This window comes from Sulfitobacter sp. GN1-4 (genome assembly GCF_055693825.1).
The window spans coordinates 458357-484924 of record NZ_JBVFUQ010000003.1; the positions used below are offsets into that span (position 1 = coordinate 458357).

The 26568-nt window shown below is 60.8% G+C and carries 22 protein-coding genes and 2 pseudogenes; 15 read left to right on the plus strand and 9 right to left on the minus strand.

Annotated features, from left to right (window positions below):
* Nucleotides 1-16: 16 nt before the first annotated feature.
* Entirely contained in the window at nt 17-532 is a 516-nt protein-coding gene (locus tag ACZ1HM_RS02840) for a DUF1643 domain-containing protein (RefSeq protein ID WP_472741109.1), read from the minus strand.
* Nucleotides 533-594: 62 nt separating this feature from the next.
* The gene (locus tag ACZ1HM_RS02845; RefSeq protein ID WP_472741110.1) at nt 595-1611 is read right to left on the minus strand and encodes a LacI family DNA-binding transcriptional regulator; all 1017 of its coding nucleotides are present in this window, start codon (nt 1609-1611) and stop codon (nt 595-597) included.
* Nucleotides 1612-1770: 159 nt separating this feature from the next.
* Between ACZ1HM_RS02845 and ACZ1HM_RS02850 the strand changes: the two genes are divergently transcribed.
* The 4 genes from ACZ1HM_RS02850 to ACZ1HM_RS02865 are packed head-to-tail and all read left to right on the plus strand — an operon-like array spanning nt 1771 to nt 7868.
* Nucleotides 1771-4059: a DUF1989 domain-containing protein gene (locus ACZ1HM_RS02850; protein ID WP_472741111.1), complete on the plus strand. Its 2289-nt coding sequence runs from the start codon at nt 1771-1773 to the stop codon at nt 4057-4059.
* Entirely contained in the window at nt 4056-5096 is a 1041-nt protein-coding gene (locus ACZ1HM_RS02855) for a quaternary amine ABC transporter ATP-binding protein (protein ID WP_472741112.1), read from the plus strand. The genes ACZ1HM_RS02850 and ACZ1HM_RS02855 overlap by 4 nt, the downstream gene beginning before the upstream one ends.
* A complete protein-coding gene (locus ACZ1HM_RS02860; protein WP_472741113.1) occupies nt 5093-6880 on the plus strand; it encodes an ABC transporter permease in 1788 nt (595 codons plus the stop codon). The genes ACZ1HM_RS02855 and ACZ1HM_RS02860 overlap by 4 nt, the downstream gene beginning before the upstream one ends.
* Nucleotides 6881-6914: 34 nt before the next feature.
* A complete protein-coding gene (locus tag ACZ1HM_RS02865) occupies nt 6915-7868 on the plus strand; it encodes an ABC transporter substrate-binding protein (protein WP_472741114.1) in 954 nt (317 codons plus the stop codon).
* 67 nt (nt 7869-7935) lie between these two features.
* Here the strand turns inward: ACZ1HM_RS02865 and truB are convergent, their stop codons facing one another.
* Genes truB through rbfA form a run of 3 tightly spaced genes read right to left on the minus strand, consistent with a single transcriptional unit; the run spans nt 7936 to nt 10045 of the window.
* Nucleotides 7936-8850, minus strand: a complete 915-nt coding sequence (truB, locus tag ACZ1HM_RS02870; RefSeq protein ID WP_472741115.1) for a tRNA pseudouridine(55) synthase TruB — start codon at nt 8848-8850, stop codon at nt 7936-7938.
* Between the two features lie 59 nt (nt 8851-8909).
* Entirely contained in the window at nt 8910-9644 is a 735-nt protein-coding gene (locus ACZ1HM_RS02875; protein ID WP_472741116.1) for a phosphodiester glycosidase family protein, read from the minus strand.
* Nucleotides 9641-10045 (minus strand): 30S ribosome-binding factor RbfA, encoded by a 405-nt coding sequence (gene rbfA, locus ACZ1HM_RS02880; protein WP_472741117.1) that lies wholly within the window; start codon nt 10043-10045, stop codon nt 9641-9643. The genes ACZ1HM_RS02875 and rbfA overlap by 4 nt, the downstream gene beginning before the upstream one ends.
* A gap of 84 nt (nt 10046-10129) precedes the next feature.
* Here rbfA and dapB point away from each other — a divergent pair, with 84 nt between their 5' ends.
* Both dapB and ACZ1HM_RS02890 read left to right on the plus strand, forming a co-directional pair.
* Complete coding sequence (dapB, locus tag ACZ1HM_RS02885; RefSeq protein WP_472741118.1) at nt 10130-10951, plus strand: 4-hydroxy-tetrahydrodipicolinate reductase; 822 nt, start codon at nt 10130-10132, stop codon at nt 10949-10951.
* 73 nt (nt 10952-11024) lie between these two features.
* Entirely contained in the window at nt 11025-11381 is a 357-nt protein-coding gene (locus ACZ1HM_RS02890) for a dihydrodipicolinate reductase (RefSeq protein WP_472741119.1), read from the plus strand.
* 33 nt (nt 11382-11414) lie between these two features.
* Here ACZ1HM_RS02890 and ACZ1HM_RS02895 read toward each other — a convergent pair whose 3' ends face one another.
* Nucleotides 11415-11606, minus strand: coding sequence for a DUF1674 domain-containing protein (locus ACZ1HM_RS02895; RefSeq protein ID WP_472741120.1), 192 nt, complete (start codon nt 11604-11606; stop codon nt 11415-11417).
* 74 nt (nt 11607-11680) lie between these two features.
* Here ACZ1HM_RS02895 and ACZ1HM_RS02900 point away from each other — a divergent pair, with 74 nt between their 5' ends.
* A complete protein-coding gene (locus ACZ1HM_RS02900; protein WP_472741121.1) occupies nt 11681-12958 on the plus strand; it encodes an RsmB/NOP family class I SAM-dependent RNA methyltransferase in 1278 nt (425 codons plus the stop codon).
* 25 nt (nt 12959-12983) lie between these two features.
* On the opposite strand, the gene ACZ1HM_RS02905 is transcribed toward ACZ1HM_RS02900, so the two are convergent.
* Nucleotides 12984-13736: a phosphate/phosphite/phosphonate ABC transporter substrate-binding protein gene (locus ACZ1HM_RS02905; RefSeq protein ID WP_472741122.1), complete on the minus strand. Its 753-nt coding sequence runs from the start codon at nt 13734-13736 to the stop codon at nt 12984-12986.
* 150 nt (nt 13737-13886) lie between these two features.
* Between ACZ1HM_RS02905 and ACZ1HM_RS02910 the strand changes: the two are divergent.
* From ACZ1HM_RS02910 to ACZ1HM_RS02935, 6 genes and pseudogenes are all read left to right on the plus strand, one after another.
* Nucleotides 13887-15634: pseudogene (locus ACZ1HM_RS02910) on the plus strand (heparinase II/III family protein).
* A 17-nt stretch (nt 15635-15651) separates the two neighbouring features.
* Nucleotides 15652-17238: a bifunctional phosphoribosylaminoimidazolecarboxamide formyltransferase/IMP cyclohydrolase gene (purH, locus tag ACZ1HM_RS02915; protein WP_472741123.1), complete on the plus strand. Its 1587-nt coding sequence runs from the start codon at nt 15652-15654 to the stop codon at nt 17236-17238.
* A 9-nt stretch (nt 17239-17247) separates the two neighbouring features.
* Entirely contained in the window at nt 17248-17733 is a 486-nt protein-coding gene (lspA, locus tag ACZ1HM_RS02920) for a signal peptidase II (RefSeq protein ID WP_472741124.1), read from the plus strand.
* Between the two features lie 51 nt (nt 17734-17784).
* A complete protein-coding gene (locus tag ACZ1HM_RS02925; RefSeq protein ID WP_472741125.1) occupies nt 17785-18288 on the plus strand; it encodes a DUF3035 domain-containing protein in 504 nt (167 codons plus the stop codon).
* 136 nt (nt 18289-18424) lie between these two features.
* A pseudogene (locus ACZ1HM_RS02930) lies at nt 18425-19716 on the plus strand (M16 family metallopeptidase).
* Nucleotides 19713-21029, plus strand: coding sequence for a M16 family metallopeptidase (locus tag ACZ1HM_RS02935; RefSeq protein ID WP_472741126.1), 1317 nt, complete (start codon nt 19713-19715; stop codon nt 21027-21029). Before ACZ1HM_RS02930 ends, ACZ1HM_RS02935 begins: the two are co-directional and overlap by 4 nt.
* 148 nt (nt 21030-21177) lie before the next feature.
* Here ACZ1HM_RS02935 and ACZ1HM_RS02940 read toward each other — a convergent pair whose 3' ends face one another.
* A complete protein-coding gene (locus ACZ1HM_RS02940) occupies nt 21178-23520 on the minus strand; it encodes an aldehyde dehydrogenase family protein (protein ID WP_472741127.1) in 2343 nt (780 codons plus the stop codon).
* A gap of 48 nt (nt 23521-23568) precedes the next feature.
* The gene (deoC, locus tag ACZ1HM_RS02945) at nt 23569-24573 is read right to left on the minus strand and encodes a deoxyribose-phosphate aldolase (protein WP_472741128.1); all 1005 of its coding nucleotides are present in this window, start codon (nt 24571-24573) and stop codon (nt 23569-23571) included.
* A 410-nt stretch (nt 24574-24983) separates the two neighbouring features.
* Here deoC and ACZ1HM_RS02950 point away from each other — a divergent pair, with 410 nt between their 5' ends.
* Complete coding sequence (locus ACZ1HM_RS02950; RefSeq protein ID WP_472741129.1) at nt 24984-25532, plus strand: rhodanese-like domain-containing protein; 549 nt, start codon at nt 24984-24986, stop codon at nt 25530-25532.
* Complete coding sequence (locus ACZ1HM_RS02955; RefSeq protein WP_472741130.1) at nt 25529-26470, plus strand: LysM peptidoglycan-binding domain-containing protein; 942 nt, start codon at nt 25529-25531, stop codon at nt 26468-26470. Before ACZ1HM_RS02950 ends, ACZ1HM_RS02955 begins: the two co-directional genes overlap by 4 nt.
* Nucleotides 26471-26568 lie beyond the last annotated feature (98 nt).

A 26568-nucleotide genomic window follows, 5' to 3' on the forward strand; every position in this document is an offset into this window, starting at 1 on the left:
CCCCGTTGGCAAAGGTTTATTCTGCCCCCGTCCAGCGGATCGGTTGCTGTGTGTAGGGCAAATAGAGCGGATGCTTGGGGTGGCCTTCTTTCGACAAGCCCAAATGAAACACAGGCGTGTCACCCGCCAACAGCCGTTCTGCCACGGCAGGCCCCTGTCCGCGGTGCGCCCCATGCACGCCCCAGGCGGCGATGATATCCGTGGCCCAAGCCGCCCCCGCTACAAGGGAAAGATCATTCTCAGGGCCAACAGGATCAGCCGCGGCGCGCATCTGTCGTGGGTCTGTGGCCCGCCAGGCAAAAATATTGGTGACACGAAAGGCCCCATATCCCAGATGCCGCGCGCGCCGTTCGCAGCGTTCAACTGTGGGGTCATTCTGCACTTCGCTGGCCGTTGAGGGGTTCAGCATCACAAACATCACCCGCGGGGCTCTGCTGTCCCAGGTGCGGGTCAGACTGTACCGGTAGGCCTCACAATCGGAATAGACAGCCTCAGATGGTGCATCGCCTTTGGTATGGGTGCGGATGATCATGCCCGGTCTGTGCCAGTGGGGCCGTCAAAGGGCAATCGCAAACACGCATTTTCCAAGGCCGTTCAGACCTGCGCAGACGGCGCAGTGGATTCGCGTACCTTCAGCTCTGACGTCAGGCAGATTGGCGCGGGGCGTTCGCCGGTCTCAACCCATGATGCGATGGCCTCTGCTGCACGTGCGCCCATTTGAACGGCAGGCAGTCTGACGGTGGAAAGCCGTGGGAAAATCGCGGTTGAACTGGGCAAATCATGCAGCCCCATTACCGATACATCATCCGGCACCCGAAAACCTTGACGCTGCAGCTCAAAAATCACGCCAAAGGCCAAGACATCTGTCAAACACATATAGGCGTCAAAATGCTGGCCCGCCAACAGGGCCTTCACAACGGTGGCCCCACCCCCGCCGGCTGTCATTTCGGCCTCAAAGAAGGTCAGCCTTGCCTGATCGGCAAGATCGTTGATCCCCGCAATCCGGTCCCGCGTGCGATCATTGGGGTCAACCGGGCCATGCACAATGGCGATGTTGCGGTGCCCCAAGGATAGCACGTGCTCCAAGGCCAGCCGCGCTGCCGCGCGGTTGTCATAGCCAATGGTCGGATAGCGATAATCGGGCGCGTAATATGAGATGGCGACCGCAGGCACACGGGTATGTGCCACAAAAGCATGCAAGTCCGCTCCATGCGTCACCCCCGACAACAAAAGCCCCTCAACCCCGATATCAAGCAGCTCTTTGGCCTTGCGCGCTTCTTTGGCGGGGTCTTCATCGGTGGTGGCAACCACGAGCGAAAAACCAAAATCGCTCAAACGGTCTTCGATCGTATCGAGCGTCAGGGCAAAGATATCGTTGTTCAAAGTGGGGATCAGCGCGCCAATAATCTTGCTGCGGCCTGAATTGATGGCACGTGCCGCAGCGCTGGGATGAAACCCCAGCTCATTGATGGCGGCTTCGACACGGGCGCGCGTGGTCACTTGGACAACATCGGGCGAATTCAGCACCCGCGACACCGTTGCAACGGACACGCCTGCCACCTGTGCCACATCCCGCAGATTGGCCCGCTTCTTCCCCCGCCTCAATGTCATGCGTGAAACTTAAGCACAGGACGGCGCGCGTGACAATTCTGCATGTAACCAGTTACAAAACGGGTTGACTCACACACTAAGCTGGGTGTGTAACTGGTTACATAGCCAAATTCTGGGGAAAATGTGCTACAACCAGTCGTAAACCGTACGATGAGCAATATGGGCTTTGCTGGAGGAGGGCGGGCCTTTCCCGGCTTTTTGGGCAAATCCGAAACCATTGTGCACAGACTTTCGGCGCGCGGCGCTCTGCATGTCGACTTGGCTGCAGATGACCTGCTGTCTTTGCATCCCATTGAAGGGGCGCAGACCGTCAGCCTTGCCGTTTTTGACAGCAAAGGTCAGACCCGGACAGAGTTTTTGGATCTGGCGGCCAACCACACTGTTGATGTGCGGGACTTTGACAGCGCGCCACTTTTGGGCTGGCGGCAGGCGCAGGGCGGCGATGCCCCGCTAACTTTGAGCGTTGCACAAGTCACGGTGGATGATCTGGTGCCCTTGCGCGCCAAAGAGGCGTGCTCTGTCTGGGTCCTGTTCCCACTGGCAGCGGATCAGCTGGTCAGCGCCAGAAGCGTGGGCCGGGTCGAAGTGGCCGTTAAGCCCGCCAATGCCGGTGCCAAAGCGCTGCTGCCGCCTCCGCTGGCCGCGATCCGGGATGAATTCACCGTCAAACGCGGCACGGCGATGGCCTATGAATTGCAACCCGGTGAGGTGGTGCAAATCATCGACCTGGAAGGGCAGCAATGCTCTGATTTCATGGCGCTGCGGTCGGATGCCTTGGAAAAAGGGTTTGAGCGGACCATCGACAGCACCGCAACCCGCTCCATGGTGCGGGGGGCCTATCCGGGGCCTGGCATTTTCGACAAGTTTTATGATGGCCACCTCAACCCGATGCTGCGGGTGGTCCAAGATACCTGTGGCCGCCACGATGCCTTTGGCATGGCCTGCACCGCACGCAGCTACGAAGACCGTGGGTTTCCTGGCCATCTGAATTGCTCTGACAACATCTCCTATGCGCTCGATCCCTACGGCGTGGCCAACCGTCCGGCCTGGCCTGCGATCAACTTTTTCTGGAGCACGTGGATTGATCAGCACAGCCACCAGCTGATGACGGAAGAAAGCCATTCCCGACCCGGCGATTACATCGCACTCGAAGCGCTTGATCCGATGGTCTGCGTCTCAACCGCTTGCCCAGATGATATTGACCCCATCAACGGATGGAACCCAACAGATGTGCATGTGCGCATCTACCGGCCAGACACGCCCATTCAGCGCGCTGTGGCCTACCGCGAAAAGGAAGACGCGCCGATGTCGATCAGCCAGGAAAGCGCTTTTCACGCTGCAACGTCAAAACTGACCAGTCACTTTGCAGCCGCCCGTGATACCTGGGCCCCGGTCAGCTATCCGTCCGTTGGCACGCTGGGCGAATACTGGGCCTGCCGCGAAAAGGTAACGCTGCAGGATATGTCCAGCCTGCGCAAATACGATATCATCGGCCCAGATGCCGAACGCCTGCTGCAAAAGGCCATGTCGCGCGATGTGGCGCGCCTTTCGGTGTATCGCGGCACCTATGCGTTGATCTGTGATGAGCAGGGCACCGTTATTGATGACGGCACGCTTTTCCGTCTGGCCCCTGATCTTTTCCGCTGGTGCTGTGGCACCGAAGAAAGCGGGCGTGTGCTGCAAGAGATTGCGGATGAAGAAGGCTATCAGGCGCGCATCCACAGCATGGACAACGCCCTGCCAAATCTGGCGCTGCAAGGGCCGCGTGCGCGCGACGTGCTGCGCAAGATCGTCTTTACCCTGCCGGACCGGCCCAGCCTGGATGAGGTGAAGTGGTTCGGCGTTACCCTGGCGCGTGTCGGCGACCGCGATGGTGTGCCCTTCATGCTCTCCCGCTCAGGCTATACCGGCGAACTGGGGTATGAGCTTTTTTGCTCGGCCAGCGATGCGCCCGCACTTTGGGATGCCCTGATGGACGCAGGCGAAGAGTTTGGGATCACCCCCATGGGCTCCGCCGCGCTTGAGATCATTCGGATTGAGGCAGGTCTGGCTGCGCGGGCTGAGTTTGCGGCGGGCATTGATGCCCATGAGGCCGGATTGGGCTTTGCGCTCAGCATGACCAAAGACGACTTTGTTGGAAAAGCCGCCCTTGAACGCAATGCACGTGACCCGCGCCGCCTGCTGAAAGGGTTGAAGTTTGACAGCAACGATGTGCCCGCCCACGGCGCGCATGTGTATCTTGGGGAACGTCCCGTTGGTGTGATCACCTCAGCGACCCGTTCTCCGATGTTTGAATGCACAATCGCCATGGCGCGGTTGGCCGTCGAACATGCCGAGGTTGGCACCCAGCTGGAGGTTGGGCAACTCGACGGTCATATGAAGCGGCTCACCGCGACCGTCTGCAATATTCCATTTTTCGATCCAAAAAGAGAAAGGGCGCGTGCATGAGCGACCCGGTTGTAGAACTTGATGGCGTCTGGAAGGTCTTTGGCGAAAGGGCCAATGAGGCCATGGCAGCCATCCACGCCGAAGGCATAGGCAAGCCCGAAGTGTTGGAGCGTTTTGGCGCTGTTGTTGGTGTAAAAGACGCCAGTTTTTCCGTGTCTGAGGGTGAGATTTTCTGCCTGATGGGTCTGTCTGGTTCCGGCAAATCCACTCTTGTGCGCCACATCAACCGGTTGATTGAGCCCACCGCCGGGACCATCCGCGTGATGGGCGCGGATATTGGCGCGATGAAAACAGAAGAGCTGCGCGCCACCCGCGCCGATAAGATCGGCATGGTGTTTCAGAACATGGCCCTGCTGCCGCACCGCTCGGTCCGCGATAACATCGGCTTTGCTTTGGAGTTGCGCGGCATGGACGGCTACACCCGGGCCAAGGCCGCGGATCAGGCGTTGGAAACCGTTAGCCTGGATGGTTACGGCGACCGTCTGCCGTCTGAGCTGTCGGGCGGGATGCAGCAGCGCGTTGGCCTGGCCCGCGCCCTGGCGGCAGATCCTGAAATCCTGCTGATGGATGAACCGTTCTCGGCCCTGGACCCGCTGATCAGACGCAACCTGCAGGACGAATTCCTGGGCCTCAGCCAGAACCTCAAAAAAACGACGGTCTTTATTACCCATGACCTGGATGAGGCGATCCGCATGGGCGACCGCATCGGCATCATGAAGGACGGTGAGATCGTGCAGATCGGCACCGCCGAAGACATCGTGACCGCCCCCGCAGATGATTATGTGGCCGACTTTGTCGCCGGGATCAGCCGTCTGAAACTGGTGTCTGCCGCCAAGATCATGGTCAGCCCAGAAGAGCACGGCGCCCTAAACGGCGCTGATCACCCCGTGGCGCGGCCTGATGATGACCTCGACACACTCGTTGAACTCAGCACCGGCACAGATGCGCCTGTGTTGATCAAGGACGGCGACACGCTGGTGGGCGTCGTGGACAAGAATACCCTGCTGAAGGGTCTGCAAGGGAGCAGCGACCAATGAGCGGAGCAGAGAAACGCGAAGTCATCGACCGAGACGTCAGCGTCGGAACCTTTGTCACAACCGGTGAGAGCTATTTCTCAGACGTCTTTGAGCGCATCCAGAAAGGCACCTTGCCCCGTTTTGCCATGAACATCTGGGGTCTATTGATCCCATGGCTCTGGGCCGCCTGGCGCGGTGTTTGGCTGATGTTCTGGATCTCTCTTGCGATTGATGTGCTGGCATTGGTCTGCTTGATGCAGGTGGTCAAATTCTCACCGCTCTTGGCGGAAGCACAGCTGGATCCAGAGGCGAACAAGACGCTGATCGCGCGCTACTCTGGGTGGGTCACCACCTACTCCTGGGCCGCAGGCCTGCTGTTCGTGGGCGGACGGCTTTGGATGGGGACACAGGCAAACCGCTGGTATTTTGGCCAATACGCCCGCTGGCGCATTGATGAGGCGGTGCCTTCAGGCACCGTCATGAAACGGCTGATTGTTGGTCTGGTAGTGATTGCCATTGTGGCTCCTTTGACCACCTATCGTGCCACGCAGCTGCGCTTGGACGAGCGCGCATGCTTTAACCAAATCCGTGCCGCTGAAGCGGTTGAGAACCTGGCCGCACGCTATCCGTCAGATGATCTGCCGGGCTTGCGGGCCGCTGTGCTGGCCGATGCGGATGCCGCCCAGGCGCGCTTTGATACGCTTAATGCGATCACGGACCGCACATCAGAGCAGAACACAGAACGCAGCGCCGCGCGCAGCGAGGCGCGTGATCTGCGCCGCGAGGCGGATCAGGTGGACGAATATGCAGCCATCACCGCACGGGACCGCTTTGATTGCTTCTTCATCGACGATTTCCCAACCCTTGCGCGGCTGGATCCCCCAGAAGACGTGACCTATCGCCGGATCACGAACGATGAGGGCGTTGTCGAAGTGATCGAACAGATCAAGCCGCCCGTTGAGGGGCGCAAAGTGACGCTGTTCACCTATTCCGCGGAAAGCATCGACATCTCCATCAACTGGCTGCGGGCCTCCTTTGCCGGTGCCTTTGACGCGATGACAAGCGTCTTGCGCCAATCGCTGATCCGGGTGGAGGTGGCGTTTATGCAAACGCCTTGGCCGGTGGTCGCCTTCCTGTTCCTGGCGCTCAGTTGGGCCTACACGGGGCCGGGCACCACGGTCTTTGTGGGCTCATCCCTGGCGTTCCTTGCCCTCTTTGAGCTGTGGCAGATCGCCATGCAAACCATGGCGCTGGTGGTCGTCTCGACCGCGGTCTGTGTCCTGGTCGGATTGCCCATCGGCATCTGGATGGCCAAGAACAAGATAGCGAGGTTCATCACCGAACCGATCTTGGACGTGATGCAGACAATCCCATCGCTCAGCTATCTGGTGCCTGCTGTGGCCTTCTTTGGCATCTCTCAGCCACCTGCGGTGCTGGCCACCGTGGTCTTTGCGATGCCACCGATGATCAAGCTTACCGCACTTGGCATTCGCCAGGTCCCCGAAAGCACGAAAGAGGCCGCCTTGGCCTTCGGCGCCTCGGAACGGCAGCTGTTGCGTAAGGTGGAACTGCCGATGGCGGTGCCATCCATCATGGCTGGCCTGAACCAAACGATCATGCTGGCCCTATCCATGGCGACGATTTCCGCTTTCATCGGTGCCGAAGGATTGGGTGCCATCGTGACCGCCGCCTTGGGTGATGCTCAGGCGGGCAAGGGCCTTTTGGCCGGTATCGCAATTGCCCTCGTGGCGATGATGATTGACCGCATTCTACGCGGCATCCGCGACAACTTCAGTCGCATCTAATAAATACAAACCAAAACCAAACGGGAGACACCAAATGAACGGTTTGAAATCAACAGTCGCAGCAGCGGCACTGGCGCTTGCCGCCACGGGCGCCTCCGCCCAAGAGAAAGTCACTTTCTCTGACCTTAGCTGGAACGGCGCACAGGCCATCGGCCACGTGCTGTCCGCCATCATCGAAGACAAGATGGGCGGCGAAGCCGAAATCGTATCGGGCATGAACCAGGCCGCCGTGATCATGGCTGGCATGGACAAGGGTGACGGCTCCATCGACGTCTTCACCGACCTGTGGATGCCAAACCAGCAGGCGCTTTGGGATGAATATATCGACGGCAACCAGACCGTTCTGACAAACTCACCCTACAAAGGCACCTCCAACATCTACGTGCCAACCTACATGACCGACCGCGTCAAAAGCATTGAGGACCTGAAGAACCCTGAGATTGCCGCGATGTTTGACACAGACGGCAACGGCAAAGGCGAATACTGGGCCGGTGACGTGACCTGGGCCTCCACCAAGCGTTGGCAGATCAAGTTCAAGTCCTACGGTCTGGACGGTCTGTGGGAGCCGAACATCGTCTCCGCTGACACGTTCAAAGCGGGTCTGGAAGCAGCCTATACCGCAGAAAAACCACAACTGTTCTACTACTGGACACCAGAAGCGATCCACGTGAAATATGACCTGACAGCCGTGGAAGAGCCTGCGCGTTCTGACGGTTGCGAAGACGTGAACCTGGATGCCGAAGATTGGCTGGAAGTATCCGAGTTCAACTGCGTGATCGCCTCCAACGACATCTTCGTGGCCTTCTCCAAGTCTCTGGAAGACCGCAACCCTGCCGTCGCCAAGATGCTGGGCAACGTTCAGTTCACCGGTGATGAGATCAACGGCTGGATCGTTGAGATGTTCGAAAACAAGCGTGACCCACGCCTGGTGGCCGAAGACTGGATCGCGGATAATGCCGCGCTGGTTGACAGCTGGATCAACGGCTAAACCATCTTTGATCTAACAAAAGAAGGCCGCGGGACACCGCGGCCTTTTTCATGTGCAGGGCACGGCATTATTCCTCTGCGGTGTTAAACACCCGCGACGGATGCAGCTCTCCGGCTTTGAACCGACCGACAGCCACCGCTTTGCCATCAAACGCGGCCCAACACTCCGTCCCGTAATCTACGCCCTGCGCGATCACCATGCCGGGATTGCCATTGCGCAACCGCACAGCACCTTCGGCGGTGGCGGTGACCTGCGGCAGCTCTGTCAGCCCGTCTTCTAAAGGGCGCAGATGGCTGTCCAACTCAGGCGTCTTAGCCAGCGCGTCAATCTGATCCAGGCTCAGCCCCTCGCTGGCCTCAAACGGGCCTGACCAAATCCGCCGCAGCTCTCGCACGTGCCCGTAACAGCCCAGCGCGGCCCCCAGATCCCGCGCGATGGACCGGACATAGCCGCCCTTGCCGCAGACCATCTCAAGCGTGACGTGATCGGCATCGGGCCGGTCAATCAAAAGCAGGCTGTCGACCCACAGCGGACGTGCAGCTAGCGTCATCTCTTCGCCGTCGCGGGCGCGTTTATAGGCGCGCTCTCCGTCGATCTTGACGGCTGAGAACTGCGGCGGGACCTGTTCAATGTCGCCCACAAACTGGCCCAAAGCCTCTTTGATCGCAGCATCATCCGGCCGCATGTCTGAGGTGCGGATCACTTCGCCCTCGGCATCATCGGTATTGGTTGCGGCACCCAGACGCACGGTAAAGGTATAGGCCTTGAGCGCATCAGTGATAAACGGCACCGTCTTGGTGGCCTCGCCCAGCGCCACGGCCAGAACGCCTGTTGCCTCTGGGTCCAGCGTGCCAGCATGGCCCGCCTTCTTGGCCTCCAACGCCCAGCGCACCTTGTTCACCACAGCCGTTGAGGTCAGCCCCGCAGGTTTGTCCACCACCAGCCAGCCCGAAATGTCCCGCCCTTTGCGTTTGCGCGCCATGCCTGCCTCTTGCATTGATCCGGGCGCGCTATAGCGCGCTGTTGCCGCCTTGCCCAGCGTTATCCGGCAGGCTCCACAACGCCGATGATCGGCCCCAGCGTGGTAAAGCCCGCGCCACTGCGCCCCAGGCTAGGTGCCCGCAGACGCGAGATGTTGCCATCAAGATAAAGCGCTTGGTCAACGCCCAGATGATCACGAAAGAGGCTGCCGAACTCATGAAAGGTCACCGTTGTGTCCGAGATGGCGAAAACTGCGCGCTTGCCGTCTGCTGACGTGCCCACCCCGTTCCGGATGTAGCGCGAGGTGCTGTCAGGCAAAAACCGTGGGTGCAGCGCGCCATCGATCACCAGCATCGGACCCGATTGAGTGGCCGACAGGCAGGCTGGTGCCTCGGCCAGAAAGCGCGTGGTTTCCACCACATCCGCGCGCCCTTGCCGAAGGCAAAGCACCCCGTTTGGCAGCAGGCCAAAATTCCCAGGCCCCGCATTTGGGATCACCCGCTGCACCTCAACCCCGTTTTCAACGTAGTGGCCAACCGGATGGCGATCATCGTGATACATGCCCGCGTTCGTGGCAAAGCCCAGCCGCGCGCCGCGGGCTTTCAACGCGGCATCAACATTGCCGAAATGGCCAAAAACCTTGCCGTCTTCATCGGCCAGAAACAGCGCCAGCTGCTCTTGCGTCAGGTCCACTTCGCAAATGGTATAGGCGTTGCCCTCATAGCGTTCCTGGCGACACTCAGTGGCCGAAGCAGCACTTGCCAGCGCAATCAAAAGCGCGGCCAGCCTGATCACTGATCCGGTGCCTCTGCATCGCGGCGCACCCGGTCTTCTGACAGCATCCGGCGCGTTTCATCCATCTGGTCAAAGGTTTCATCCAGCCGAAACCGCAGGTCAGGCGAAAACTTCAGCGTCAGCTTCTTGGCCACCAAGCGGCGCAGCTCGCTTTTGTTGCGGGCCAAAAGCTCAATCACCGCATCCTGCCCCTGTCCGCCCAACGGCAACACATAGGCGGTGGCGATCTTCAGATCAGGCGAGGTGCGTACTTCGCCCACGGTAATCGACATCCGGTTCAGCTCCGGGTCGTGCACATCACCGCGCGCCAGCACTTCTGACAGCGCACGGCGAATGGTTTCGCCTACGCGCAGCTGCCGTTGAGAGGGGCCTGGCCCATCGTGAAACTTGTTCTTTCCCATGTCCCCTACCTAAGCCGTCCCATAGGCTTTGCCAAGCGCTGCAGGGCGCGCTAAACCGGCGCGAACTTGCCGCAGGAGAATGCCATGACAGATCCCGTTCGCGTTGCCGTCACAGGGGCCTCTGGCCGGATGGGCCAGACGTTGATTTCGCTGATTGCGGCGAATGAGAAACTTGTGCTCACCGGGGCGATTGAACGGCCCGGTCACCCCTGGCTGGATCAGGACATCGGCACGGCCATGGGCGGGGCGGCCACAGGCGTTGCGGTGACGGCTGATGCCGCAGGCGCTTTTGCGCAGGCTGATGCCGTCATTGATTTCACCGCACCCCAAGCCACTATTGCCTTTGCCAAAGCGGCTGCTGGGGCGGGCATCGTGCATGTCATCGGCACCACCGGCATGACAGATGAAGAGATTGCCGCGCTCACGCCTTTTACCAACCAGGCCACCATTATCCGCGCGGGCAACATGAGCTTGGGCGTCAACCTGCTGACCCAATTGACCAAGCGCGTGGCGGCAGCATTGGATGACGATTATGACATCGAAGTGATCGAAGCGCACCACAATCAAAAGGTCGATGCGCCCTCTGGCACCGCACTGATGCTGGGCGAAGCTGCCGCCGAAGGGCGCGGCGTGGCGCTTGGCGATGTGGCCGACCGCGCGCGCGATGGCATCACCGGGGCGCGCAAAAAAGGCGATATCGGTTTTACGGCGATCCGGGGCGGCGACATTATCGGGGAACACGACGTGATGTTTGCCGCCGCCGGAGAACGCATCATCCTGCGGCACGTGGCCTCTGACCGGTCGGTGTTTGCCCGCGGCGCGCTCAAGGCGGCGCTGTGGGGGCAGGGGCGTGGGCCGGGGGCCTATGACATGCTTGACGTGCTGGGCCTGTCGGAGAATTCATAAAATTTTCAGGACGCATGAACCTTTTGCAGGGTTCATGCGTATACACTGCAGACCCCGCTGATGGAGTGTAGGAATGAAACGGTTCGCCTTTTTGGTATGTGCAGTGACACTTGGCTTGGCCACCCCGGCCCTGGCTGAGTTCGAACAGGTCAAAACACGCGATGATTTTGTGGCCCTCACCACTGGCAAAACACTGACGCGTCCGCTTGTGCGCCTTCAGGTGTTGCCCGATGGGCGGATTTCCGGCACCGGGGCCACATGGGAAGTCAGCGGTGAATGGACCTGGCAGAATGGCTATCTGTGCCGCAGCCTTGAATGGGGCGGCGATGATCTGGGCTACAATTGCCAAGAGGTTAAAACCAACGGCAGCAAAGTCCGCATCACCTCAGATCGTGGCACGGGTCAGTCGGCTGATTTCCGACTGCGCTAAGCCACGCCCGCATTTAAGCGGCTGACCGGCACCTCAGAAATCGACCGCGATCCCCTTTTTCTCCCAATCCCCATAGCGTACGGGCTCTGGCCCGTCTCGCCCACCCAACTCTGGCGGCAGGTCCAGGTCAGCCGCCTTTTTGCGGCGCGCCTCCGCCTCGGCCAGCGCGCGTTGTGCGGCGGGTGGCAAATCAGAACGGTCATCGGGCTTGGGCGTATCGGTCATCGCATCCTCTTGAGGCATCTGCCCCTTTGATATACGCCCGCACGGATCACGGGCAAGGCACGCGAGGCGCCAATATGTCAAACACCGGAGTGCAGGCCCGTCGCGGCGCGGTTCAACTGCTTGACGCGGTTCTCGATGAAGAACGCCCGCGGCTGATGTCCGAAGCATTGGCAGGCGGCATATTGGCCAAGCTGCCGCCAGATGACCGCGCCCGCGCACAACGCCTTGCCACCGAAACCCTGCGCGGTTTGGAACGGGCGGACCGGTTGCTGCAAAAGCATCTCAACAAATATCCGCCCCTGCATGTGCGCAATGTCTTGCGCGTCGGCACGCTGGAGCTGTGCCAGGGCGGGGCGGCCCACGGTGTGGTCAATGCGATGGTCACGCTGGTGTCCAAACATCCGCGCCTCAGCCACCTCAAAGGTCTGACCAATGCGGTCTTGCGCAAAATCGCGGCGGAGGGGCCTGCCGCCTGGGACGGCCTGCGCCCGCCGCGTCTGCCCAAATGGTTGCGTGGCCCGTTGACGGACGCCTGGGGTGGGCAGGCCATCGCCGCGATGGAGCAAGCGCATCTGGCAGGTGCCCCGCTTGACCTGACGGTGAAACAAGACGCTGAGGTTTGGGCGGAAAAGCTGGGGGCCACGCTACTGCCTACCGGTAGCTTGCGGATCAGCGATGCGGGTCAGGTCAGCGCGATGCCCGGCTTTGATACCGGCGATTGGTGGGTTCAGGACGCCGCCGCTGCTCTCCCGGTTCAGATCTTGCAACCGCAATCGGGCGAAAAGATCCTTGATCTTTGTGCCGCACCGGGCGGCAAGACGATGCAACTGGCCGCCGCCGGGGCCGAGGTAACGGCGGTGGACGATTCCGCCGCGCGTATGGTGCGCCTGAATGAAAACCTGGCGCGCACACAGCTCACGGCGAAAACCATGGTCAAAGACGCCCGCGCGCTCAGCGGCAGCTATGACGCCATCGTGCTCGACGCGCCCTGTTCGGCCACGGGCACCCTGCGCCGCCACCCCGATCTTCCCTTTGCCAAAGATGGGTCCGAATTTGGGCCACTGATTGATCTGCAATCAGAACTGCTGGATCATGCCTGGCAGCTTTTGAAACCCGGTGGCCGTATGCTTTTTTGCACCTGCAGCCTGTTGCCTGATGAAGGCGAGGTGCAGGTTGATGAGGCATTGGAGCGTCATGGCGATATGCGCGTCGATCAAGCATCGCTTGAACGTCCGGGCATTGCCAAGGATTGGATCACGGAAGAAGGCGGGCTGCGGTTGCGGCCCGACTATTGGCCAGACCTTGGCGGCATGGATGGGTTCTACATCGCTTTGCTGCGCAAATCGGCCTGACGGGGTTCGCCTGCCCGCAAACCTGTCACACCGCGTCTGGTGGCGGGTTTGGCACCGCCAGATAATCAGCCTTCGGGATCTGCACAAACCCGCGCAAACCCAGCGTGCCCTGGTCAGCGGGCGTGAGCGCGGCTATTGCCGTGCGCACCGCCGCCGCGATTGCTGCGCTGTCCATGTTTGGGCCGGTAATATAGGGCAAGCCCGGTGTCGGGGCCGTCCAGCACAGCACCCGCAGATCAGCCGCAAAATCATCGTATCGACAGATCAACCGCCATGTTTGCGCATCCAGGGTTGCAATGTCCGCCTCGCCTGCCGCCACCATCTGGGCTGAGCGTTGATGCCCGTGGCTGATCACCCGATCCGAAAACCAAAACCCAGCGTCCTGCGCTGTGGCAAAGGCCGCAGCCAGCCCCGATTGCGACATCGCCTCATTATAGGCGAACCTGGCATCCTTGAACGCAGCCAATTCCTCACGCGGATCGTCTGCGCGCACGACAACGGCGCTGCGGTAGTGTCCCGGCGCGCAGCCCTCCAGCCCAAAATCGGGCGTGCCCACCAGTTGCACCTGCGGGTGCAACCGCACCCGGTAAGGCATCCCGCAGGTCTGGCTGAGGACCAGATCAGGTGCGGTCCAAACGGCAAAAGGATCACCGGTATTTTCCAGATCTACCGGCGCGTCGATCCCGCGCTCGGCCAGCGCTTCGCGGATCAGGGTCCAGTAGCGGGCATTCGCCTCAGTCATTTCAGGGCGGGCATACATCATCAAACTTGCAATCATGCCCGCACCATACATTTTCGCGGCGGCAACACCATGCCGATAGGGGGCATCTTGCTGATTGCGCTTGCCATGCTTGAAAACCGGTGACTCACTGTGCCGCGCCGTCTATGCTGGCATCAAACGCCAACAGAGCGTCAAGGGCAGTTGTCTATGATCCATTTCGCCAGTCTCAAAGCGCGCCAAGCGCGGCTTTTGAACGCGGTTCACGCGCGGCTGGCGACGCGTGCCAAGGCCACGGTAAAGGGCTTTGTCTCCTCACCAGAGCCGCGCACGATCGGCTCTTTTGCGCGGGGGCGGCAGTTGACGGCGGGCAACTATCTCTTTGCAGGCACGCTGATAAATGCGCCCGATCACACCATTTGGCAGGTGATGGCACCGGATGCGGCCTATGCGGCGGAACTGCATGGTTTCGCGTGGCTCGATGATCTGGCCGCCGTGGGCGACAGACCCGCCCGCAATGCGGCGCAAACCTGGCTGTGGGAATGGATTGACCGTTTTGGCAAAGGCCGCGGCCCAGGGTGGAGCCCTGATCTGACCGGGCGGCGGTTGATTCGCTGGATCAACCACGCGCTTTTCGTGCTGTCTGGCCAAGAAGCCGAACAAAGCCACGCGTTCTACCGCTCCCTTGAACAGCAAACCCATTTCCTGTCGCGCCGCTGGCGCGGTGCCGCACCCGGCCTGCCCCGGTTTGAGGCGCTGACCGGTCTGATCTATGCGGGCCTCGCACTTGAGGGCAAAGAGGCGCTGGCGGATCCGGCCATCAAGGCGCTGGCGCGCGAATGTGCCAACCAGATCGACGCCCAAGGCGGCTTGCCTACCCGCAACCCCGAAGAACTGCTGGCCGTCTTTACGCTGCTTACCTGGGCCGCAGCAGCGCTTGAGGACGCAGGCCGCGCCACGCCACCTGAACACCTTGCAGCCATTGAACGCATCGCGCCCACCTTGCGGTCGTTGCGGCACATGGATGGTGGGCTTGCCCGGTTTCACGGCGGTGGCCGTGGCATCGAAGGCTGGCTGGATCACGCGCTTGCCGCCAGCGGTATCACATCGCGCAACAGCGAAGGCCTGGCCATGGGCTATGCCCGCCTGAGCGGCGGGCGCACAAGCGTTGTCATTGATGCCTCTGCCCCGCCTGTTGGGGCCGCCTCCGACAATGCCCATGCCTCAACCCTGGCGTTTGAGCTGACGTCGGGCCGCAGGCCGCTGGTGGTGAACTGCGGCTCAGGCGCGTCCTTTGGTCTGGACTGGCGCCGCGCGGGCCGGGCCACGCCGTCCCACTCCACCCTCTGTCTGGGGGGTATTCCAGCGCGCGTCTGGCCGATCCCGATCCGGCCACAGGCCGCGAAGCGCTGATCAACACACCAACCCATGTCCCGATTGAAATCTCGCCCATGGCGGATGGCCTGCGGTTTCAGGGCGGGCATGATGGCTACGTCCCGTCCCACGGTCTGACCCACGCCCGCACGTTGGAGCTGACGTCAGATGGCCGGGGGCTGGCGGGTGAGGACATGCTGGTCGCGCTGGAAGACTCCGACAAACGCCGCTTTGACGCCGCACTGGACGCAGGCAAGCTTAAAGGCATCCGTTTCGACATCCGCTTTCATCTGCACCCCGATGTGGACGCGACGCTTGATCTTGGCGGTGCCGCGATCTCCATGGCGCTAAAAAGCGGGGAGGTCTGGGTGTTCCGCCACGATGGCACCCACAACCTCGCGCTCGAAGCGGGAGCCTATCTGGAAACCACCCGCCTCAAACCCCGTGCCGCGCAGCAAATCGTGCTGTCTGGGACGGCCTATACCTATGCCACCCGTGTCAGGTGGTCCTTGTCCAAAGCGCAGGAAACTGCGATTGGCGTGCGTGACTTGTCTATGGACGAGCCGTACCTGGAAGAAACCTGACCAAAGGACCCGAACACATGCCCGACCTCACCGCCGTCAAACGCGCGCTCCTCTCCGTTTCCGACAAGACAGGCTTGATCGATTTCGGCAAGGCGCTGGCCAGCCACGGTGTCGAATTGCTCAGCACAGGCGGCACTGCGCGCACCCTGCGTGAAGCGGGGCTGGAGGTTAAAGATGTGTCCGACGTGACCGGCTTTCCTGAGATGATGGATGGCCGCGTGAAAACCCTGCACCCGGTGGTGCACGGCGGTCTGCTGGCCCTGCGCGACAATCCTGAACATGTCGCAGCCATGCAGGCGCACGACATCGGCGGCATCGATCTGGTGGTGGTCAACCTCTATCCGTTTGAGGAAACCGTGGCCAAAGGCGCGGCCTATGATGAAGTGATTGAGAACATCGACATCGGCGGACCCGCGATGATCCGGTCTGCGGCCAAGAACCACGGCTTTGTGAATGTGGTGGTCGACGTTGAAGATTATGACGCGGTGATCGCTGAGATGTCTGCAAACAACGGCCAAACCACCTATGCCCTGCGCCAGCTTCTGGCCCAAACCGCCTATGCGCGCACAGCGGCTTATGACACGGCTGTCAGCACCTGGATGGCCGCGCAAGTGGGCGACACACCGCGGCGCCGCACCTTTGGCGGTACCTTGGCGCAACCGCTGCGCTACGGCGAAAACCCGCATCAACAGGCGGCGTTCTACACCGATGGCTCTGACCGTCCGGGCGTGGCGACCGCCACTCAGCACCAGGGCAAAGAGCTGAGCTATAACAACATCAACGACACCGACGCCGCCTTTGAGCTGGTCAGCGAATTCGCCCCTGATAACGGCCCCGCTTGCGCGATCATCAAACACGCCAACCCCTGCGGCGTCGCCACGGGCAGCACGCTGACCCAGGCCTATACCCGCGCATTTGACTGTGACCGCACCTCTGCGTTCGGCGGCATCATCGCGCTGAACCAGCCGCTGGACGGTGAAACCGCTGAGGCGATCTCTGGCATCTTTACCGAAGTGGTTATCGCCCCCGGTGCTGATGCCGACGCGGTCGCGGTTTTTGCGAAAAAGAAAAACCTCCGCCTGCTGACGACCGATGGTCTGGCCGATCCCAAGGCCCCTCTGCTGGCCGCGCGCCAGGTGGCGGGAGGCTGGCTGGTCCAGGACAAAGACACGGGCCGCATCTCGCGGGATGACCTCAAGGTTGTCACCAAACGCGCGCCCTCTGATCAAGAGCTCAGCGATATGCTGTTCGCCTGGACGGTAGCCAAACACGTCAAATCCAATGCCATCATCTATGTCAAAGACGGAGCGACCGTGGGCGTGGGCGCAGGCCAGATGAGCCGGGTGGACAGCACCCGCATCGCTGCCCGCAAAGCCCAAGACATGGCCGAGGCGATGGGCCTGCCCGCACCGCTGACCCAAGGATCGGTCGTGGCCTCTGACGCCTTCTTTCCTTTCGCAGACGGTCTGATCACAGCGGCAGAAGCTGGGGCGACCGCCCTGATCCAACCGGGCGGCTCAATGCGCGACGACGAAGTCATTGCCGCTGCAGATGAAGCGGGCCTTGCCATGGTCTTTACCGGCATGCGCCACTTCCGGCATTAAGGAGGGATGATGCGTCTTCTCTTTTGGTCCGCCTTTGCTGCTTTTCTGGTCGATCAGGCCAGCAAGTATGTGGTGATCCACAGCTGGCAGCTTTGGCGTGTCCGAGAGATTGACGTCCTGCCGCCCTACCTCAATTTCCGCTACGGCGAAAACCGGGGCATCAACTTTGGCCTCTTTGGAGACGGCTCTGAAGCCAGCCGCTGGTTCTTAATCATTCTGGCCCTGGTGATCTGCCTGGCCGTGCTCATTTGGATCTGGCGCGGGACCTTTGGGGCACGTGAACACATCAGCGCGGGCCTTTTGGTGGGCGGTGCGCTGGGAAATGTGGTGGACCGCTTGATCTATGGCTACGTCCTGGATTTCCTCAACAACTCGCTGCCGGGCTGGGCGAACCCCTTTGTCTACAATCTGGCGGACGTGTTTATCTTTGCCGGGGCGATTGGTTTGATCCTCTTTGCCGATGACAAGAAAACCGCCGCCAAAAAACGCAAGTGACATTGCCCGCCTGCCTGCGATATGAACAGGGCAACCGTTAGGAGACGACCCATGCGCCGCGCTGCTTTTGTTATCCTGATCCCGTTGGTCTTGGGGGCCTGCGCCAATCAAGGATTGCGTGATTTGCGCCATGATGGCGAAGGCCCGGATGAATTCATGATCCAGCCGTCCAAACCGCTGGAAGCGCCTGCAAGCTATAGCGAGCTGCCCACGCCCACGCCGGGCCAGGTCAACCTGACAGACCGTTCCGCTGTTGACGAAGGCATCACCGCCTTCGGCGGCCGCCCCTCTGCCATTGATGGCGGCATCCCCGCCAGTGACGGCGCGTTGGTGCGCCATGCCAGCCGGTTGGGCGTTTCCGCCAACATCCGCGAAGACCTGGCCGAAGCGGATGCAAAGTTCCGCAAGCGCAAACAACGCTTTACCCAGTACCGCATCGTTCCTGTGGACCGCTACAATCAAGCCTACCGCCGCGAATCCTTGGATGCCTACGCCGAAGCGGCGCGGTGGCGCGGGGCAGGGGCACGCACGCCGTCTTCCCCACCGGTCGAATAACCACCTTACAAATTTGTCATTTGCCTTGAATGTGCCCTCCGGGCGCGTACCTCTGTGACATGTGACCCCTTTACAAAGGACAGCTCATGTTCAAACAGCGGATCTTTGCGGCGTTTTCAGCGGCTTTGCTGACCCCCTGGCGGCCTTCGCCAGCCCGGATGAGGCCGTGACCCATTTCACCTTGGACAACGGGATGGAGGTTGTCGTTGTCGAAGATCACCGCGCCCCTGCCGTCCAACAGATGGTCTGGTATCGCGCTGGCTCCGCAGATGAACCGGCAGGCGCATCCGGGATTGCGCATTTTCTGGAACACCTCTTGTTCAAGGGTACAGAAACCATGGAAGCGGGCGAATTTTCCGCCGTGGTTGCGGCGAACGGGGGCGGGACAACGCTTTTACCAGCTATGACTACACCGCCTATTTCCAGCGCGTCGCCGTGGACCGGCTTGAACTGATGATGCAGATGGAATCCGACCGGATGCAAAACATCCGCCTGACCGAAGAAGATATTCGTACAGAGCGCGATGTGATCATCGAAGAGCGCAACCAGCGCACAGAGAACAACCCAGGTGCGTTGTTCAACGAACAGCTCAGCGCCGCGCAATACCTCAACCACCGCTACGGCGTGCCCATCATCGGCTGGATGCATGAGATGCAGACGCTGGATATGGATGATGCGATGGCGTTCTATGATCGCTTTTACAGCCCCAACAACGCAATCCTTGTGGTGTCGGGCGATGTTGAACCTGAAGAGGTGCGCCGGCTGGCCGACACATACTATGGCGTCATCCCCGCCAATCCTGATTTGCAGCCCCGTGCCCGCCCACAGGAACCACCGCAAACCGCCGAACGGCGGCTGACATTCCGCGATGCGCGTGTGGCACAACCCTATGTCGCCCGGTCCTATCAGGCGCAGGAACGTGATCCCGGCGCGCAGGAAACCGCCGCCGCGCTGACGATGCTGGCCGAAATTCTGGGCGGCGGCACCACTTCCTATCTGGCCGATAAACTTCAGTTCGAAGATCAGATTGCCACCTACACCGGGGCCTTCTACCGTGGGGGCACGCTGGATGACACGACCTTTGACATCGTCGTGCTGCCCGCCGAAGGCATCAGCCTGCAAGCAGCAGAAGAGGCGATGGATGCCGCACTCGCGTCGTTTCTGGAAAGTGAGATTGACCCCAAACAGCTGGACCGGATCAAACGCCAGATTCGCGCTGATCAGATCTATGCCCGCGATGATGCGGAACGCGTCGCCAGCCGCTATGGCCAGGCGCTTGCCATCGGGCTGAGCATCGAAGACGTGCAGGCCTGGCCTGAGGTGCTGCAGGCGGTCACCGCAGATGACATCAAAGAGGCCGCCCGCGATGTTTTGGACCGCCGCCGGTCTGTCACCGGCTGGCTTATGAAAGAGGAAGTGACCCAATGAAAGTGATCTACGCCTTTGCGCTGACCCTTCTGGCCAGCTTTCCCGCCCGCGCTGATGTGGACATTCAACAGGTCACCTCCCCCGGCGGGCTGACTGCCTGGCTGGTCGAAGAACCCTCCATCCCCTTTGCCGTACTTGAAATCCGCTTTCGCGGCGGCGCCTCGCTGGATGCACCTGACAAACGTGGGGCCATCAACCTGATGACGGGCCTGCTGGAAGAAGGTGCTGGCGACATGGACGCGCGCGATTTTGCCCGCGCGCAAGAGGAACTCGCCACCAGCCTTGGCTTTGATGTCTCACGCGACTCGTTGTCTGTGTCTGCGCGTTTCCTAACTGAGTACCGCGATGCTTCGCTTGCGCTGCTGAAAACGGCCCTAACCCAGCCGCGCTTTGATCAGGAGGCGATTGAACGTGTGCGTGGCCAGGTCCAATCCATCATTCAGTCTGACCTGAAAGATCCAAACGACATCGCCCGGGCCAAGTTTGGCGAAATCGCTTTTGGCGATCACCCCTATGCCCATCCGGTAAACGGCACGCTTGAAAGTGTTGCCGCCCTCACCCGCGATGATCTGCTGGCCGCCCACCAGTCTGTGCTGGCGCGGGACCGTCTTTATATCGGGGCGGTTGGTGACATCACCGCAGCAGAGCTTGGTCCGATCCTGGATGATCTCCTAGGCGATCTGCCCGCCACCGGCGCGCCGATGCCGCCCCGTGCGGATGTGGCCATCCCCCCCGGCGTGACCGTGGTGGATTACGAAACCCCGCAATCTGTGGCGATCTTTGGCCAGTCCGGGATCAAGCAGAGCGACCCAGACTTTTTCGCGGCCCTCATCCTCAACCAGGTGATCGGCGCAGGCGGGTTTGAAAGCCGCCTGATGACAGAGGTGCGCGAAAAGCGCGGCCTGACCTATGGCGTCTATTCCTATCTGTCCAGCCGGGACCTTGCTGAGGTCTATATGGGCTCTGTTAGTTCAGCCAATGACCGGATCGCTGAGGCGGTCGAGGTGATCCGCGATGAATGGCGCAAAGCCGCAACTGACGGCATCACCGAAGAAGAGATGCAGGCAGCCAAGACCTACATCACCGGTGCCTACCCGCTGCGCTTTGATGGCAACGGCCCAATTGCCAATATCCTTGTGGGCATGCAGATGCTGGGCTTGCCGATTGATTACATCGCCACCCGCAATGACAAGGTTGATGCCGTTGACATGGAAGATATCCGCCGCGTGGCCACAAACCTGCTGGAGCCTGAGAACCTGCATTTCGTTGTCGTGGGCCAGCCCGAAGGGTTGGAAAGCACGGTGGGCGAATAAATCCCTACTTAACTGTTAACGATACAGTCACTGCGTTGATTCCACGATAGAAAGCGCGCCTGTCCCCGCGGGGACAGCGCAAACCCTTTAAAGGGTTTGCCCCGATCTCTTTGTAAGAGATCGCAGCGGCATTTTTCAAAATGCCGACCTACTCTCCGTAAGGCACCCAGACGTTTTTAACCTCTGTGGCGGCTTGCAAGAACGCGTGTCCCTCACCCTCGGTCCCCAGCCAATCCCGCGCCATACCATTGTTGACCCAGGTCCGCTTGAGGTTCCCGGCTGAGGCTTTCTCAACCACCCCGCTAAGCGCCGCCGCCCCAAAGGACCACACCGCATCCACATCCAGATGCCGCGCCAGTGGCTCTGCCACATCTGCCTGCGCCCCAGTGAGGATGTTGACAACACCGCCTGGCACATCCGACGTCTCAAGCACCTGCACAAAATCCGTAGCGGCCAGAGGGAACGGTTCCGATGCCGACAGGATCACCCGGTTGCCCATCGCAATGGCCGGTGCCATGCAAGAGATCAGCCCCAAAAGCGGTGCCTCCGCCGGACAAAGCGCCCCAATCACGCCCACCGGTTCCTTCATGGCAATCGCCACACCCCGGATCGGTACGCCGTGCACCTGGCCGTCATATTTGTCCGCCCAGGCCGCATAGGTGAACAGCCGTTGGACAGAGGCCTCTACCTCAGCCGCCCCCGACTTGCCGCCCTGCATAGCATCCAACCGCGCGGCAAATTCCCCCGCCCGCGCCTGCAAATTCTCAGCGATATAATAAAGGATCTGGGCGCGCAGATGCCCGGTGGTCTTGGACCATCCCTTGGCCGCATGCGCCGCCTCCACTGCGTTGCGCAGATCCTTGCGGTTGGCCAGGCTCACATGCCCCAACAGCTTGCCCGCTTTGCCCCAAACAGGCGCGGAATACCCGCCATCAGGCCGCGCCTGCTTGCCCCCGATATAAAGCTTTGCAGTCCGGTCCACCCCGTCCACTGGTCCGCCATCGCCCGCCATCGGAGCCACGTCCTTCAGCGGCTTCGCCGTCCCCTTGGATTTGGTATAACCCGCCAGCCCTTCCCAACCGCCTTCGCGGCCAAATCCGCTTTCGCGCACACCGCCAAAGCCTGCCGCTGCATCCATCATGTTGGTGCCGTTGACCCAAACAATGCCCGCCGCCAATTTCGGCGCGATGTCGAGCGCGAGGTTCACGTTCTCTGACCAAACCGTCGCCGCCAGCCCGTAGCGGGTGTTGTTGGCCAGCGCCACCGCCTCGGCAGGGGTGCGGAAGGTGGTAGACACCACAACAGGGCCAAAAATCTCTTCCTGCATCAAGGCATCGGCGGGGTTCAGGCCCGTGATCAACGTGGGCGGATAAAAACAGCCCCCCTCCGGCACTGCCCCCGCTGCCACATGTGTCTGCCCCGCCGTGTTCGCGGCCACCATGGCAGAGACGGTCTGCAACTGCACCGGGTCCACCAACGTGCCCACATCAATGCTCTTGTCCAAGGGCGCGCCAATACGCAGCTTGTCCATCCGCGCCCGAAGCTTGGCATAAAACAGATCGGCCACAGGCTCATGCACCAACAGCCGCGATCCGGCACAGCAAACCTGGCCCTGATTGAACCAAATCGCATCCACCAATCCTTCTACGGCGGAATCGAGATCGGCGTCATCAAAGACGATGTAGGGCGATTTGCCCCCCAGCTCCAAGGTCAGCGCCTTGCCGGAACCCGCTGTCGCCTCCCGAATTCTGCGCCCCACTTCGGTGGAGCCGGTAAAGGCGATCTTGTCCACGTCTGCCGCCACAATCATCTCACCCACCGCACCGTCGCCGGTGACAATGTTGACGACACCCTTGGGCACACCAGCCTGGCCGCAAATATCCGCAAACAGCAGGGCCGTCAGCGACGTATATTCCGCAGGCTTCAACACCACCGTGTTGCCCATCGCCAGCGCCGGTGCGACCTTCCAGGCCAGCATCAACAGCGGGAAGTTCCAAGGAATGATCTGCCCGCAAACGCCGATGGCCTCTGCATCCGGCAGCTCCGCTGCCATCAGCTGCGCCATGCCCGCGTGGTAATAAAAATGCCGCTGCGCTAACGGCACATCAATGTCGCGCGCCTCCCGAATGGGCTTGCCGTTGTCCAAGACCTCAAGCACCGCGAACAGCCGCGCATGTTTCTGCAACAGCCGCGCCAGCGCATAAAGCACCTTCGCCCGGCCATGCCCGCCCAGCTTTTCCCACCCCGGCTGCGCCTTGCGTGCGGCCTTTACCGCCGCATCCACATCCGCCGGGCTGGCCTGGCTCAACGTGGCCAGCACCTCACCGGTGGCGGGGTTTTTGCTGTCAAACCCATCGCCCGCCGGGGTAAAACGCCCGTCAATGAAATGCCCAAACCGGCTGCCCTGATCGACCAACCACGCCAGCGCTTCGGCGGCAGATTCCGGCGCTTGCCCATAGTCCATCGTTTCCATGATATCCGCGACGCTCATGGCTTCATCTTTCTTATAAAACTTACTTCCGACACCAGCCAAACCCGCTTAGTTCGCTGCATGGCGATACCCCGCAGAATAAGACCCGGTGACGTAATGCTCCAACTGGCGCTCGATGTCGCCCAACAGCGATGACGCGCCAAAGCGGAAGAGGTCGGGTTGCAACCAACGGTCCCCCAGCTCTTCTTTCATCAACGCCAGATAGACCAGCGCATCCTTGGCCTTTGATATCCCGCCCGCGGGTTTGTACCCCACCCGAAACCCCGTGCGATCATAATAATCCCGGATGGCCCGGATCATCACCAGGCTGACGGGCAGGGTAGCGTTCACGCTTTCCTTGCCTGTCGATGTCTTGATGAAATCGGCCCCCGCCATCATGCACACCAAGGACGCGCGCGCCACATTGCGCAGCGAACCCAACTCACCCGTGGCCAGGATGGCTTTGACATGGGCGTCGCCGCACGCCGCGCGCATCTGAGCCATCTCATCATAAAGCGCCTGCCAATTGCCCGACAGCACATGACGGCGTGAAATGACAATGTCGATCTCAGCGGCCCCCGCTGCCACGCTCATCTCAATCTCGCGCAGCCGCAGCTCAAAGGGGGACAGCCCAGCCGGAAACCCGGTGGAGACAGCGGCCACAGGAATGCCCGTGCCCTGCAACGCCGCAACAGCAGCTGGGATCATCTCGTGATAGACACAGACCGCGCCGGTGCTGATCCCTGCAACCCCCATCGCATCCAGCAACGGCTGGGCCACAGGCTGGCGGGCCTTGGCACAGAGCCGTTCGACCCGGCGTGCCGTGTCATCGCCAGACAAGGTGGTCAGATCAATGCAGCTCACCGCCTTCAACAGCCAAGCCGCCTGGTGCATCTTTTTAACCGACCGACGCGTTCCGATGGTCGCCGCGCGCCGTTCAATGGCCGAGGTATTGGCCTGCGCGCCCAGCACCCAATTCAGGTCCAGCGCCATCCCAGGGTTCCGAGGTTCGGTGACCTGCGGCAGGTGGTTTGAAGGGGCGGTTGCAGATGGTTGAGACGTCGCGGTGGCCATAGGCTTCTCCGATCCGGGCAGAGCAACCTAAGTGCCATGCGCCGCCCCACTTTGACAAGTCAATGCAACTTTTGAGAGCGGCGGGGATGTGCCGACTTTTGCCGCGCAGGCAGGCGCAGATGCGCTTTGGCAAAGTGGTTTGGTGAAACGCGGGTTCTCAAAAACAGGCAGGCAGGGACAATTCCCATTCAATTTTGAGGTGAAGGCCATGTTTTTTGACCTGTGATTCGTTTTTGCTTTGACCAGCGATCTCGTCCTCTGCCTATATGTAGAGCTACCGAAATCTGTGTGTACTGCCAATTTACGCACAAGATGAGGTATGACATCTGGGGGACGAAATGCATAGGTGGACCGCACAAGTTGCGACAGTCCTGCTCCTAGCAGCTACAACCAGTGGCGCGCAGGAATTGGTGACTGAAGCGAAGGCATCATTCATATTTAACGGTGAGCGGATCAAAATCAGCCGCGACAACCCGCAGGCAGCATCGCTGTCACAGCAATTCATTGATCGCACAAATCCTTGCGGCGCGGCCTGCGTGGCCCCAATGCAGGTGGCACCGGGCGTGTCGACATTTGGCGAATTAGAAGTCCTGTCGTTTCTCACCAACAAGGTTGCCGGAAACATCGGCCTGATGGTGGATGCCCGACTGCCCGAAGACCGCGCGGTGGGCTACATCCCCGGCACCGTCAGCCTGCCCTACAGCACGGTTGAGGCGGAAAACAGCTTTCGCGGGGAAATCCTGCGGGCCTTGGGCGCGCGCGAATTTGACGGGCTTTATAACTTCGCGGATGCCCGCGAATTGCTGATCTACGATGGCGGTCCCAGCAGCGATGACGCGGGGCGGCTGGTGCAAAACCTGCTGGCGGCGGGCTATCCTGCGGACAAGCTGTCGTATTACCGGGGCGGGATGCAGGTCTGGTCTGTTCTGGGCTTTAGCATGGACAGCGGTGCGTCATGAAACAGCCAGAAGGTACGGATCCCGTAAATCCAACGGTTACCTTTGATAACTACATCATCCCCGAAACCGTTCAGGAACAAGCGCCCGCACCGCAACGCACGGGCATCGTAATCAACCCCAGTGTGATCGCTGTGGCCGTGATTGGCCTGCTGACCTTTGTGTTGGGCGTGATGGCCACGCTGAAATTCACCGATGGCCCTGCGGCCCCGGTTGCCGTGGCCCCGCCGACAGAATTCACCGTGCAGGATCTGCAAGAAGCGGTAACGCGCCAGCAATCGCCGGATCTGCTGACGCCGTCTTTGGCAGAGCCGAATGTCGGCGCTGAATTGCAGGCTGCGGTGCTCAAAGGGCTGCAGCCCAAGCGCACCGTGGGCAAGCTGACCGATGAAGAAAGCGTGCAAAAAGCGATTGAGGCGCAGGCCATCGTGAACCGCAACAAGATGCGGATGCTGCGCGAAGGTGTCATGGCAGGCATTTACTCGGTCAAGGCAGAGGTCAGCGATGGACGCAAGCGGTTGGTCCTGCGCACGGTCAATGCGCCGCTGACGCAGGATGCGATGGCGAACCTTCTCAAAGCAGCGGCTGAACGCGGCGAGATTGAGGTGCCAGCCTCTCTGAGCACCGCAAACGGTCAGATTGACCTTGATACGTTGCTTTTTAACCTGATCCAGACCTCTTTGTCAGAGGATGGCACGGCAGAGGGGGCCGAAGCTGCGCGCGAAATGAGCCGCCGCGCCTTTGCCGCCTCAGAGGCCCGCACCCGTGAGGTAAAGGGCGAACGCGTCTATCTGGTGCAGCCCGGCGACAGCCTGGCCTACATCTCACTTCAGTTTTACGGCAAGCCGACCGCATACAAGAAGATTTTTGAGGCCAACCGGGACGTTCTGAGTTCGCCTGATCTGATACAGATTGGCCAGCGGCTAATAATTCCAGGATAATAATAAACACAGCTGCAGCAGCCTTTCTGACAGCGGGCCGCCATTGGGCGGCCCGTTGGCATTTTGGGCACCAAAGGATGGCCGTTTGCGCGGCATTT